Raw genomic sequence first — 12,726 nt, 5'->3', positions numbered from 1 at the left:
GGTCCGACCCGGTGAGCACCGGCTCCCCCTCACGCGGAACGAAGCACGGATGAACCGTCCGGAAGCAGTCCCGCGGGAGAACCGGCAGTCCATCCCGACGCCTCGGCCGCCTGCTGTGCGGATTCGGTGACGGCGTGGGTCGGTTCCGGCACCCTGGAGGCCACTGGCCTGCCGGCCCTCCGGTCCTCTCGCGGCTGCGCCGTAGGTTCCCGTCGGGCGTGTGCCGGCAGCGCTCCGGTCGTCACACCGGGGAGATCTCGGCTCCGGTGCTCTCCCGGGGGAGCACGCGGTGCGGGACCACGATCCGGCGGGCAGGCAGCGCATCGAGCCGGCCGAAGACGCGCTCGGTCAGACACTGCACCGCGCGTTCGGCGATCTGCTCCCGGTCAGGGGCGATCGTGGTGAGGGACGGCGTGGCGAACCTGCCGTCCTCGATGTCGTCGAACCCCATCAGCGCCAGGTCCTCCGGCACCCGCACGCCCTGCTCGGCAGCCACGCGCAGCGCACCGAGGGCGAGTTCGTCGCTGAAGCAGAAGACGGCGTCGGGCGGCTCTGGCAGTCGGAGCAGTTCACGAAGAGCCCGTGCTCCCTCCGTCCGGTGCAGGTCGGCCACCTCCACCTCGGCCACCGGACTCAGTCCGGCCTCCCGCAGCCCCTGCCGGAAGCCCTCCGCGCGCAGTTCGGCCGTGCCGTGGCCGAGCACGGACTGCAGGCCGATCGCCGCGACGCGCCGACGGCCGCGCGAGATCAGATGGCGAGCGGCGTCCCGGGCTGCCGCCACGTTGTCCAGGGCGACATGGTCGATGGAACCGTCCGGCTCCAACTCGCCCAGGACCACCATCGGCAGGCCCCCGGCCAGGGAGGCCAGCTCCGCGGGGGACGTCGACCACGGGCTGACGATCATTCCGTCGACCTGGTGCCCCTCGGACCCGTCGAGAAGCCGCCGCTCAAGGTCCGCCCGCCCGTCGGTCCGCTCCAGGAGTACGGTCCAGCCGCGCTCCTGTGCCGCGTCGATGAGGAGACCCGCCAGTGCGCCGAAGTAGGGGGAGTGGATCTCGGGCACGACCACTCCGATGAGTCCGGTGCGCCCTTGCCGGAGGTTGCGGGCGGCGAGATTGGGGCGGTAGCCCAGTTCCTCCACCGCCGCCATGACGCGGGCGCGCGTCGCCGGGGCCACGGCCGCCGCGTTGCTCACGACGTTGGAGACGGTCCGTACGGACACGCCCGCGAGCGCCGCGACGTCCTTGAGCCTCGCTGCCACGGTCGGTGCGCTCCTGTCCCTGCGCGCGGGGGCGGCCGTCGGCCGCGTCCTCCGCGGTGAGCACCGTAACAGGCCCCGTCCACCTCGTTGCGAACTCCCTATTGCTTCGTTGTTTGCAACGTTGCAACATGGGTGGCGGCAGGCCGGGAGGACGAGGAACGTGCCCTCCCGCGACGTGCGTCGTGCTGCCCGCCCCTGATGAGAGGACCACCGCCATGTCCGACGCCACGACCACCGCCCCGCACATCGGCACGGCCGTGCAGGACCTGTACACGGCCGGCATCACCGCGTGCCGGGGCGCCTTCGCCCCGCAGTGGGCCGATGCGATGCGCGAGGACATCGAGACGGCCTTCGCCGAGGCGCGGGGCCGGGAGGGCGGAGCGGTCGGCCGGGGGCCGCACCGCTTCTACGTGGAGATCCACCCCGAGCAGCTGCGGGGATTCGTGGACCTCGTCGACCATCCGTGGGTGCGTGCGGTGTCCGAGGCCGTCCTGGGGGCCGACTACCGCATAGTCGAGCTGGGTTTCGACGTCCCGCTGGCCGGGGCGGTGAACCAGCCCTGGCACCGGGACTTCCCCATGCCGGACGCCACCCGTCACCGGCGCCGGCTGACGTCTCTCGCGTTCAACCTCACCGCCGTGGACACACGCGAGGACATGGGGCCGTTCGAGATCGCGCCGGGCACCCAGTGGGACGACGACGCCCGCTTCGGGCACGCGATGTTCCCGCCCCGCGACACCTACCCGCGCTACGCCGCACTCGCCGAGCGCAAGTACCCGGGCCGAGGGGACATCTCGGCCCGCTCCGCGCTGACGGTCCACCGGGGCACCGCCAACCTCTCGTCCGACTCCCGGCCGGTCCTCGTGCTCGGCATCGACGCGCCGGGGGCGGGCAACGACGCGCAGCACGACATGGCGGTGACGAGGGAGTACTGGGCTTCGCTGCCGGGGAGGGTGCGCGCCCATCTCCACTGCCCGGTCGTGGAGAAGCTGACCCCCATCGTCCAGAAGCACACCATCGAGGGTCTGGTCATGGGCGACGCCTGAAGCCGGCCGACGGGCTCGGACCGCGATGTGCTCGTCCCCGTGGACGGCCCCGCACGCGGTGGGAACGGTCCCTCCGAGCCACCCGGGTGAATTCCACGGCCGACGGCAGGCGGGTCCGGTGGCGGCGCGGACCGCGCCGCCACCGGACCCGCCTGCGGGGACGCCGCTCACGAAGGCGTCAGGTCACGGCGCCCAGGGCCCGTCCACGGCCCAGGTGGTGTCCTCGGTGAAGGTGGCCGCGTTGTCCCACGCGTGACCGCCGCCAGGAGTTGCCAGCCACACCTCCGAGCCGATGTGGCGCATGTAGCTGCCGGGCAGGTTGACGCTCGACAGCCGCACTCCTCCCTGCCCCGCGACCGCACACCAGGTGGCGTCCGCCTTGAACAGCGCTGAGCCGTCGTCCGCGTCGCGGCGGACCCGGAACTCCCGGTGGCGCAGGTACTCGCCAGGATAGTTGCGGGACTCGAACGAATAGCAGTTGCTGTTCGCCAGGCCGGTGACGACCTTCCAGGTGGCGTCGTTCTTCAGCAGAGCGCTGCTGCCGCTGTCGACGACCGCCGTGTGGGCCAGCGCCTCCGAGTGGCGCAGGTACTTGTTCGTATGGCCCGGCGTGGTGACCCGGAGCGACTTGTACTGCCCGGTGGGAAGGGTGACCGGCGGTGCGGGGTTCTTCGACGCCTGGATGAGCGCCTGGTTGGCGGCCTTGACCCGGGCGGTGTCCACCTTGACCACCTGGCGGTCGTAGGTGAGCAGCCCGTTCGCCTCGTTCTCGACGTCCGTGATCTCCGTGTACACGGAGGCCGAGAGACCGGCCGGGAGCTGGCCGACGCGTATGGCGTCCAGGAGCCCGACGAACCGGTTGTTCAGCGCGCCGATGCTCGCCTGGTCCTCGTAGCTGAAGCCGCCGCCGGGGTACCACTCGTGGCCCGCGACCTTGTACCCCAGCCCGCCGAACTCGCCGAGGACCGCGGCCCGGGTGGCGGTGGGCGCGGTGTTGCCGGGGCCGACGTAGATGTGGTTGTCCACCACGTCCCCGTTCCCGCCGTCCACGGATCCGCAGCAGTTGACCCCGCTCATGTTGTTGACCAGCCGCGACGGATCGTACGCTTTGACCTCGTTCGCGATCCTGGCCTGGTCGTACTGGCCCCATCCCTCGTTCTGGTTGACCCACATGACCACCGAGGGCGAGCTCCGGTGCTGGTCGATGATCGCGTGGTACTCGGCCTCCCACTGGGTCCGTGCCGCCGCGTCGGGGGTCTTCCCGGTGTCCATCGACGGCATGTCCTGCCAGACGAGGAGGCCCAGCTTGTCCGCCCAGTAGAACCAGCGCTGCGGTTCGACCTTGATGTGCTTGCGGACCATGTTGAACCCGAGGTCCTTGTGTGCCTGGAGGTCGGACCTGAGAGCGGCGTCGGTGGGTGCCGTGTAGATGCCGTCGGGCCAGTAGCCCTGGTCGAGCGTGCCGGTCTGGAAGACGAACTTCCCGTTGAGGACGGGGCGCAGGATGTTGTCGACCTTCGCGACCGCGATCGACCGCATGCCCGCGTAGCTGCCCACCGTGTCCACCACGCTCGTCCCGTCGAGCAGTTCGGCGCGTACGTCGTACAGGAACGGGTCGTCCGGGCTCCACAGCCGCGGATTCGGCACGGGCACGGAGATGTCGGTGCCGGGCGCTCCGGTCGCCGTGCCCACCACGGTGCCCCCGCCGGACACGGTGACCCGTGCGGTGCGGCCGCCGGCGGCTGCCGCCTGCACCTTCACCCGCAGCGTGCTGTTGCCGAGGTTGGGTGTCATGTCGAGCCGGGTGACGTGCGACGCCGCCACGGGCTCCAGCCAGACCGTCTGCCAGATCCCCGAGGCCGCGGTGTAGAAGATGCCGCCGCCCGGATGCGGGTTCACATCGTTGAGCCGCTGCTTCCCGACGGCCTGCCCGCCGGTCTGCGTCGGGTCGTACACGGAGACGACGACGGTGTTGGTACCGCCGTTGAGCTGCGGCGTGATGTCGTACGAGAACGAGTCGAAGCCGCCCTTGTGCGCGCCCACCTGCGTGCCGTTGACCCAGACGGTGCTCTGCCAGTCCGACGCGCCGAAGTTGAGCACGACACGGCGGCCGTTCCAGTTCGACGGCACGGTGAAGGTCCGCTTGTACCAGAGCTTGTCGTTCTCGGTGATCTTCCGTTTGATGCCGGACAGAGCGGACTCCGCGACGAACGGCACCCGGATCTGCTCGGAGAACGACGCCGGCTGCCCGGCGTCACGGCCGGTCACCGCGAAGTCCCATATGCCGTTGAGATTGGCCCAGTCGGGGCGCGCGAGCTGAGGACGCGGGTATTCGGGGAGCGGGTTGTCGACGGACACCTGGTTGGTCCAGGGCGTCGTCATCGGCGCCGGCTTCGGGGCCCAGGCCGTGGGCGCGGCGGCGGCCGGGGCGGTGCCGGCTCCGACGAGTGCGGTGGCGAGCAGTGCCAGCAGGCCGGTGCCGGCGGTTAACCGTTTCCACCAGGGGCGACGACGCGGTGCGGGTGCTGCAGACTTCATTCCCGGATCTCCTCGATGGAGGGAAGGGCTCACCGCACCGGGGCGGCGCGGCGAGTGGTGCCGGAGGCCGTCGCTCATCCGAGCAGCTGCCACAGGTGGTCCGCGGTGCCGTTGTCGTCGTACTGGACTACGTGGGCGCTGTCGGCGGTGGACATGCCGTCCACGCCGAGGACCTTGTCCGAGTTGCGGTTGCGGATGCGGTACCAGCCGTCACCGTTGGGCACGAGCTGCCACAGGTGGTCCGCGGTGTCGTTGTCGTCGAACTGCACGACGTGGGCGCTGTTCGCGGTGGACATGAGATCCACGCCGAGCACCTTGCCCGAGTGCTGGTTGCGGATGCGGTACCAGCCGTCACCGTTGGGCACGAGCCGCCACAGATGGTCGGCGGTCCCGGTGTCGCCGAACTGGACGACGTGGGCGCTGTTCGCGGTGGACATGCCGTCCACGCCCAGCACCTTGCCGGAATTGCGGTTGCCCATCCGGTACCACCGGTCCGCCAGCCAGGGTGCGGCATCCGGACCCGCCGTCGGGAAGGACGTGATCCGCAGCCGTGCCGCGCCCATCGGGACGAGCGTGACCTCCTCGACCGGCTCGCTGCTGCGGGCGGGGCTCTGCTGGAGGGGCGCCACCACGTGCTCGTCGTCCGCGCTCCACTCGGGGATGCGGCGGGCGCGGGCGGTCATGACGAGCGGGGTGCCCTCCAGCGTGAAGGGGTTGTCGCCGGGGGCGCGGCCGGTGGAGCGGCGGCGCAGCGAATGGGCGGGCCGCGCCCCGTCCAGGACGAGGCCGTAGTTCCACGGGGTGGTGGCGTGGACCGCGTACTCCGGGAACTGCTCGGTGCCGCCTATGCGTTCGTACGACTCCCCGATGCGCAGGGAGTAGGTCAGCGGCCCGTGGTCGACGCTGACCGAGCCGTGGTTGTCGTCCCAGGTGCGTACGGCGGTGCGCTGCGGGAGGCGCAGGGTGACCTTGTCGCCGTCGGCCCAGGTGCGCTCGACGCGGGTGAAGGCCGGGCCCGCGGGGGCGGTGACCCGCCTGCCGTTCACACGGATGTCCGGCTCGGCGCACCATGCGGGCACGCGCAGCACCAGGGGGAAACGGAGTGGCTTCGGGGACTTGAGGGAGAGCGTGACGGTGTCCGTGAACGGGTAGCCGGTCTCCTCGGTGAAGGTGACCTCCGTGCCGTCGGCGACCTTCGCGGTCACCTCGCAGGCCGCGTACATCGCCGCGGCGAGACCGCCGTCCGGGGTGGCGAGCCAGAGCTCCTCGACGAAGTAGGGCCAGCCCATCCCGTAGTTGTGCGGGCAGCAGCGGTACTGGTCGACGCCCGGCAGGTACGCCTGCATGGCGAAGCCGTTCTGGAACTGCCGGTCCCGCTTGGGCACGTTGTCCAGGTCGACGCTGTTGGCGCTGGTGACGTAGTGGATCGCCTTGCCCGACGGGTCGAGTGACGCGGGCAGCGAGTTGAAGGCCAGCTCCTCGCAGCGGTCGGCCCAGAGCGGGTCGCCCGTGATCCGGGTGAGCAGCTGGTGGCTCGCCATGAACTCGACGATCCCGCAGGTCTCGAAACCCTGCCGGGGGTCCCCGTGCCCCGGCCGGGCGTTCTCGTCCCCGGCGAATCCGCCGCCCGGAAACTGCCCGTACCGGTCCATGGCCTTGGCGTACGTCCCGTAGGTGTCCCGGGTGTCCTGCTGCGCGCCGCTGCGCAGGGCGTACTGGGCGGGTTCGCGGAAGCCCTGGGCGATGTTGACGTTGTGCGGGTTGACCAGGCTGTCGCCCCAGTCGGCCCCGTAGCGGTGGATCTTGTCGGCGAGGTCGAGCAGGAGGGTGTCACCGGTGCGGTTGAACAGCCAGTACACGCTGTCCAGGCCGTCGCCCCAGCGCAGCGCGATCCAGCTGGTGTTGAAGGCGCCGGGGCCCTGGGCGTTCATGTAGCGGAAGAACCTGCTGAGGAACGGGATGATCCGGTTGTCGCCGTCGTACTCCTGCCAGGAGCGCAGCGCCTGGACCAGGGGCAGGAAGGGCCAGAAGTCAGGGCCGCCGTTGAGCGAGGTCCGCAGGGACTTCGGTCCGAAGAAGCCGTCGGACTGCTGGGTCGTGAGGATCGCGTCGATCCACCGGCGGGCGCCGGCCAGCGCCGTCGCGTCCCCGGTGACGATCGCGAGGTCCGTGTATCCGCGCAGCCAGTAGGGGACTTCCTCCCAGCCGCCCCGGTCGGGACGGACCCAGCCGGAGGCCTCGAAGTCGAGGAAGTGCGAGAACTCCTCGTAGCGGCCGCAGAGGCCCTCCAGCTGGAGCCGGAGCTGGCCGGCGAGCCAGCCCTTGGCGGTGACCCGGCCGGGCGGCAGCTTCAGAAAGGCCGTCGGGTGCAGCGGCGAGGCGTTGGGGGAGTAGTGGCCACCGCGGGCTGCGGCCATCACGCCCTCCGCGGCGGTCGCGGTGGTGGCCCAGCGGCCGGCCGTGGTGGCCGCCGCGGCGGTGACCAGAGCACCGGTCATGAGTTGCCTGCGGTTCAGGGGCATCGTGTGGGGACTCCGCTTCTGCTCTGCCGGACAGGGGTGGTGGCCGGCCCGGACCGGGCCGGCGCATGGCGAAGGCAGCCGTCGCGCCCGGACCCGTCAGCACGACAATTCACTTGCAACGTTGGAAATTGATGTCGGCGGTATGACAGCACGCGGTCAAGCCGGTGTCCAGGGGTCGCGCAGCACCTGGTGCGGTACCGGCCCCGCGGTCGGCGCGTCAGTGGGCGTACGCCGGGGCGACACATTTTGGAAACGCATCGACAACTCTCTTGCCGCCTGCGTCACCTCGCCTATATAACGTTGTAAACCGAGCCGCCGAGAGGCCGCACAAGTCCTCACGACCGGAGTTTCCGCAGCTCGCAGCGGGGTCGTGAGGAATTCAGCGTCATCTGCCGCCGAGCATCAGATGAACCGTCCCGCCATGCCCGACCGCACGCCGAACGGTGTGCCGTCACCTCGCCAAGGAGCGTCCCGCGCATGATGACCCAGCGTCGATCCCGTACCCTCGCCGCGGCCTGCCTGCTCGCCGCCACCGCCACGCTGGCCGTTTCCGGCTGCTCCAAGTCGGAGACCTCGAACAGCGCGGGCGGTGACAGCAGCCAGGGAGCACAGGCGGCCAAGTCCCCCGAGGCCGCGTCCGGTCCCGGCTGTTCGCTGCAGAGCTACGGCGCACCCAAGATCGACCTCAAGGACGCGGTGGTCGGCTTCTCCCAGTCGGAGAAGGAGGCCAACCCGTTCCGTATCGCCGAGACCCAGTCGATCAAGGACGAGGCCGCCAAGATCGGCGTCAAGAAGCTGCTCACCACCAACGCCCAGTCGCAGCTCTCCAAGCAGATCAGCGACATCCAGGACATGCTCTCCCAGGGTGCGCAGTTCCTCATCATCGCGCCGCTGAACTCCGACGGCCTCGAGCCGGCCCTCAAGGCCGCGGCGGCGAAGAGGGTGCCCGTCCTCACCATCGACCGCAAGGTCAACTCCGAGGCCTGCAAGGACTACGTGGCCTTCCTCGGCTCCGACTTCGTCGAGCAGGGCAAGCGGGCCGCCGACGCGATGATCAAGGCGACCGGTGGCAAGGGCAAGGTGGCGATCCTCCTCGGCGCCTCGGGCAACAACGTGACCACCGACCGGACCAAGGGCTTCGTCGACCAGATCGAGGCCGAGGCCCCCGGCATCGAGATCGTCGCCCAGCAGACCGGCGAGTTCGCCCGCGACAAGGGCCAGCAGGTCATGGAGCAGCTCATCCAGTCCAAGCCCGACATCACCGCCGTCTACGCCGAGAACGACGAGATGGGCCTCGGCGCCGTCACCGCGCTGAAGGCCGCCGGCAAGAAGCCCGGCAAGGACGTCAAGATCGTCTCGGTCGACGGCACCCGCAACGCCGTGCAGGCCCTGGTCAACGGCGAGTACAACGCCGTCATCGAGTCCAACCCGCGCTTCGGCCCGCTTGCCTTCGCGACCGCCCAGAAGTTCTACGGCGGCGAGGAGATCCCCGAGAACGTCATCATCACCGACCGCGCCTACGACGAGACCAACGCCAAGGAATCGCTCGGCGGGGCGTACTGATCCGCTCCTGAACCCAACGGCCCCGGCCGCCGTGGCACCCGCATCGGGCCACGGCGGCCCCCCGGGCCCTCACCCCCCTGGACAGCGGAAGGCCAGAAACACCCATGGCACCACCCGAAGCAGTACCTCAGGCACCGGAGGCTGCCGGGAGCACGGCCTCCGCCGTGCTCGAAGCCCGCTCGGTGAGCAAACGGTTCCCCGGCGTCGTCGCCCTCGACGACGTCACCTTCTCCCTGCGCGCCGGGGAGACCCACGCGCTGGTCGGGGAGAACGGCGCGGGCAAGTCCACCCTCATCAAGGTGCTGACCGGTGTGTACCGGCCGGACGGGGGCGAACTGCGGATGACCGGCGAACCCGTGCGGTTCGCCCGGCCGTTCGAGGCGCAGCAGGCCGGTATCTCCACGATCTACCAGGAGGTCAACCTCGTCCCGCTGATGAGCGTGGCGCGGAACATCTTCCTGGGCCGCGAACCCAGGAACCGCTTCGGGCTGATCGACTTCGCCCGCATGCACCGGGAGACCGGCGAGCTGCTCGACGGCTTCGGCGTACGGGTGGACCCCCGCCGACCGCTGCACACCCTCGGGGTCGGTACCCAGCAGATGGTCGCCCTCGCGCGGGCGGTCTCCGTCAACGCCCAGGTCGTCATCATGGACGAGCCCACCTCCTCGCTCGAACCCCGCGAGGTGGAGACCCTCTTCCGCGTCATCGAACGCCTCCGAGGCCAGGGCATCGCGGTGCTGTACGTCAGCCACCGCATGGACGAGCTCTACCGGATCTGCGACCGGGTCACGGTCCTGCGCGACGGCCGCCACATCCACACCGGCGACCTCGCCGACCTCGACCGGATGCAGCTCGTGTCCATGATGCTCGGCCGCGACCTCTCCGAGGTGCGGCGCTCCGGAGTCACGAACTTCGCCGCGGAGGGACACGAGGCGGCCCGTACGCCCGTCCTCACCGCGACCGGCCTCTCCAGCAGGCTCCAGCTCCACGACATATCCGTTTCCCTGTACGCGGGAGAGGTGCTCGGCCTCGGCGGTCTCCTCGGCTCCGGCCGCAGCGAGACGGCGAAGGCACTGTCCGGTGCGCTGCCCCTGGACGCGGGCGAGATCACCGTCGACGGCACCACCCTGAAGCGCCTCACCCCGGCCGCCGCGATCCGCGCCGGGATCAGCCTGCTGCCCGAGGACCGCAAGGCCGAAGGCATCGTGCCCGGCCTCTCCGTCCGCGAGAACATCGTGCTGGCCGCCATGCCCCGCCTCTCCCGGGCAGGTGTCGTCTCGCGCGCCAAGCAGGACCGGATCGTCGACATCTTCATGAAGCGCCTGCGGATCAAGGCGTCGAGCCCCGAGCAGAAGGTCGGGGAACTCTCCGGCGGCAACCAGCAGAAGGTCCTGCTCGCCCGCTGGCTCTGCCTGGAACCCAAGGTGCTCCTGCTCGACGAACCCACCCGGGGCATCGACGTCGGCGCCAAGGCCGAGGTCCAGAGCCTCATCGACGACCTCGCCGGCGAGGGCCTCGCCGTCCTGCTCATCTCCTCCGACATCGAGGAGCTCATCGAAGGCGCCGACCGGATCGTCGTCCTGCGCGGCGGAGCCGTCGCGGGCGAGCTGTCGGGCGACGACGTGGCCGAGGACCGGCTGCTCGAAGTGCTCGCCGACCACGCACCGGAGCCGGCGGACAGGGCCCCGGCCGCCCAGGAGGACCCCCGATGACCCAGACCGCCGTCGCACCGCCCGCGAAGAGCGACAAGCCCTCGAAGTCCGCGAGCCCACTCGCCCGCCTGCGCGCCCCCGCCTGGTACCAGCGGTACGGCGTCTACGTGGCCGTGGCCGTGGTGCTGCTCTTCAACGCCCTGTTCACCGAGCACTTCATGACCGCGGACAACTTCCGCACCCAGCTCGTCCAGGTCGCCCCCATCGTCATCGTCGCCCTGGGCATGGCCCTGGTCATCGGTACCGAGGGCGTCGACCTGTCCGTCGGCTCGACCATGGCGCTCGCCGCCGCCTTCCTCCCGCTCTACCTCGGATACGGGCTCGTACCCGCGCTCGTCGTCTCCCTCCTGGCAGGCGCCGTCGTCGGAGCGGTCAACGGCGCACTCGTCTCCCTCGTCGGACTGCAGCCCATCGTGGCCACACTCGCCCTCTTCGTGGGAGGCCGAGGACTGGCCCTGGTCATGGCCGACGGTCAGCTCAAGCAGATCGTCAACCCCGACCTGCTGTCGCTCGGCACCGGCTCCTTCCTCGGCATTCCGCTCGTCGTCTGGATCGCCGGAGTCCTAGCCGTCGCCGTCGCCTTCCTCGTGCAGCGCACCACCTTCGGCCGGCAGGTCGTCGCCGTCGGCGGCAACCGCTCCGCCGCCGCGCTCGCCGGACTGCCCGTCAAGCGGGTCCTCATCGGCGTGTACGTCATCTGCGGGGTGCTCGCGGGTCTCGCCGGCATCCTCGCCACGGCCAGGCTCACCGCGAGTGACCCGTCCTCGCTCGGCACCCTGATGGAACTCTCCGCCATCACGGCGGTCGTGGTCGGCGGCACCCCCCTCAACGGAGGCTCCGTACGGGTGCTCGGCACCGTCGCGGGCGCGCTCCTCATGCAGCTCCTGCGTGCCACGCTCGTCAAGCACGACCTGCCCGACTCCACCGCACAGATCGCCCAGGCGGCCATCATCATCGCCGCCGTCTACGTCGCCCGGGAGCGTCGGTCCCGATGAACGAAACCAAGCCCGTCACCGCAGCCCCGGCCCCGGTGCCGACGAAGACGCCCGCGGCCCGCCCCGCCGCCGGACCCGAGCAGGCCGGCCGGCAGCGCGCCGCCGAACTCCTCCAACGCCAGGGCGTCCTCGCGGTCCTGCTGACCGTCGTGATCGCCGCCTCCTTCATCTACCCGACGTTCGCCTCCCTGGACAACGCCCGCGGTGTGACCATCCAGGCGTCCTTCCTCGCCGTGGTCGCACTCGGCATGACCATGGTCATCATCACCGGCGGCATCGACCTCTCCGTCGGATCGGTCTTCGCCCTCGGGGGAGTCCTCGCCGCCTGGGCCTCGCAGTACGGATTCCTCGCCGCACTGCTCCTCCCTCTCGTGGTGTGCGGCGGGATCGGCCTGCTCAACGGGCTCCTGATCGCCCGGGGGAACATGGCCCCGTTCATCGTCACCCTCGCGACCCTGCTGGGCGCCCGCGGCCTCCTGCTCGCCCTCACCGACGAAGGCGCCACCACCTACCTGGTGCCCAAGGACTCCGCCTTCGGCGAGCTCGGCCAGGGCAGCGTCTGGGGCTTCGGCTACCCGATCATCATCGCCCTGGTCCTCTTCGGGGCCGGTGGGCTCGTCCTGCAGCGCACCTCGTTCGGGCAGACCCTCTTCGCAGTGGGCGGCAGCAGCGACGCGGCCACCCTGATGGGCCTCCCCGTCGCACGTACGAAGATCCTCGTCTACACGCTCAGCGGACTGCTCGCCGGCCTCGCCGGCGCCCTCAACGCGGCAAGGCTGTCCTCCGGCGTCACCATCGTCGGTGTGGGCATGGAACTCGACGCGATCTCCGCCGTCGTCATCGGCGGCACACTTCTCGTCGGAGGCGCCGGATCCATCAGCGGAACCCTCTGGGGCGTCCTGCTGCTGGCCGTCATCCAGAACCTGATCAACCAGATCGGCTCGCTCAACTCCTCCTACCAGTCGGTGGTCAGCGGCGGCTTCCTTATCGTTGTCGTGGTGGCGCAGCGCTATCTGGCGCGCAGTCGCAGAAGCACCTGACGACGAGCCGGCCCTAGGGCCGGACCGAGAGCCGAGCCGAGCCGAGCCG

8 protein-coding genes are annotated in these 12,726 nt (G+C 70.5%); 5 read left to right on the top strand and 3 right to left on the bottom strand.

The genetic code is table 11. The features are described 5' to 3' along the window. Positions 1–241: 241 nt before the first annotated feature. A complete protein-coding gene (locus HED23_RS18165) occupies positions 242–1,261 on the bottom strand; it encodes a LacI family DNA-binding transcriptional regulator (protein WP_203184446.1) in 1,020 nt (339 codons plus the stop codon). A 215-nt stretch (positions 1,262–1,476) separates the two neighbouring features. On the opposite strand from HED23_RS18165, the gene HED23_RS18160 reads away from it, so the two are divergent. Then, a complete protein-coding gene (locus tag HED23_RS18160) occupies positions 1,477–2,307 on the top strand; it encodes a phytanoyl-CoA dioxygenase family protein (RefSeq protein WP_203184445.1) in 831 nt (276 codons plus the stop codon). Between the two features lie 183 nt (positions 2,308–2,490). On the opposite strand, the gene HED23_RS18155 is transcribed toward HED23_RS18160, so the two are convergent. Further along, the gene (locus HED23_RS18155) at positions 2,491–4,845 is read right to left on the bottom strand and encodes an AbfB domain-containing protein (RefSeq protein WP_203184444.1); all 2,355 of its coding nucleotides are present in this window, start codon (positions 4,843–4,845) and stop codon (positions 2,491–2,493) included. Between the two features lie 74 nt (positions 4,846–4,919). Further along, positions 4,920–7,367 (bottom strand): RICIN domain-containing protein, encoded by a 2,448-nt coding sequence (locus HED23_RS18150; RefSeq protein WP_203184443.1) that lies wholly within the window; start codon positions 7,365–7,367, stop codon positions 4,920–4,922. A gap of 477 nt (positions 7,368–7,844) precedes the next feature. Here HED23_RS18150 and HED23_RS18145 point away from each other — a divergent pair, with 477 nt between their 5' ends. From HED23_RS18145 to HED23_RS18130, 4 genes are all read left to right on the top strand, one after another. Continuing rightward, positions 7,845–8,930 (top strand): ABC transporter substrate-binding protein, encoded by a 1,086-nt coding sequence (locus HED23_RS18145; protein ID WP_203184442.1) that lies wholly within the window; start codon positions 7,845–7,847, stop codon positions 8,928–8,930. Positions 8,931–9,034: 104 nt separating this feature from the next. Then, positions 9,035–10,642 carry a sugar ABC transporter ATP-binding protein gene (locus HED23_RS18140; protein ID WP_203184441.1) on the top strand — a complete coding sequence of 536 codons (1,608 nt, stop codon included), beginning with the start codon at positions 9,035–9,037 and terminating at the stop codon, positions 10,640–10,642. Beyond that, entirely contained in the window at positions 10,639–11,637 is a 999-nt protein-coding gene (locus tag HED23_RS18135) for an ABC transporter permease (protein ID WP_203184440.1), read from the top strand. The genes HED23_RS18140 and HED23_RS18135 overlap by 4 nt, the downstream gene beginning before the upstream one ends. Then, on the top strand, positions 11,634–12,677 hold the full coding sequence (locus HED23_RS18130; RefSeq protein WP_203184439.1) for an ABC transporter permease: 1,044 nt from the start codon (positions 11,634–11,636) through the stop codon (positions 12,675–12,677). The genes HED23_RS18135 and HED23_RS18130 overlap by 4 nt, the downstream gene beginning before the upstream one ends. Positions 12,678–12,726: the final 49 nt, after the last annotated feature.

Origin of the sequence: Streptomyces pratensis (assembly GCF_016804005.1) — a bacterium.
In the GTDB taxonomy this organism is placed as follows: Bacteria; Actinomycetota; Actinomycetes; order Streptomycetales; family Streptomycetaceae; genus Streptomyces; species Streptomyces pratensis_A.
This window is presented reverse-complemented; position numbering and strand designations above follow the sequence as displayed.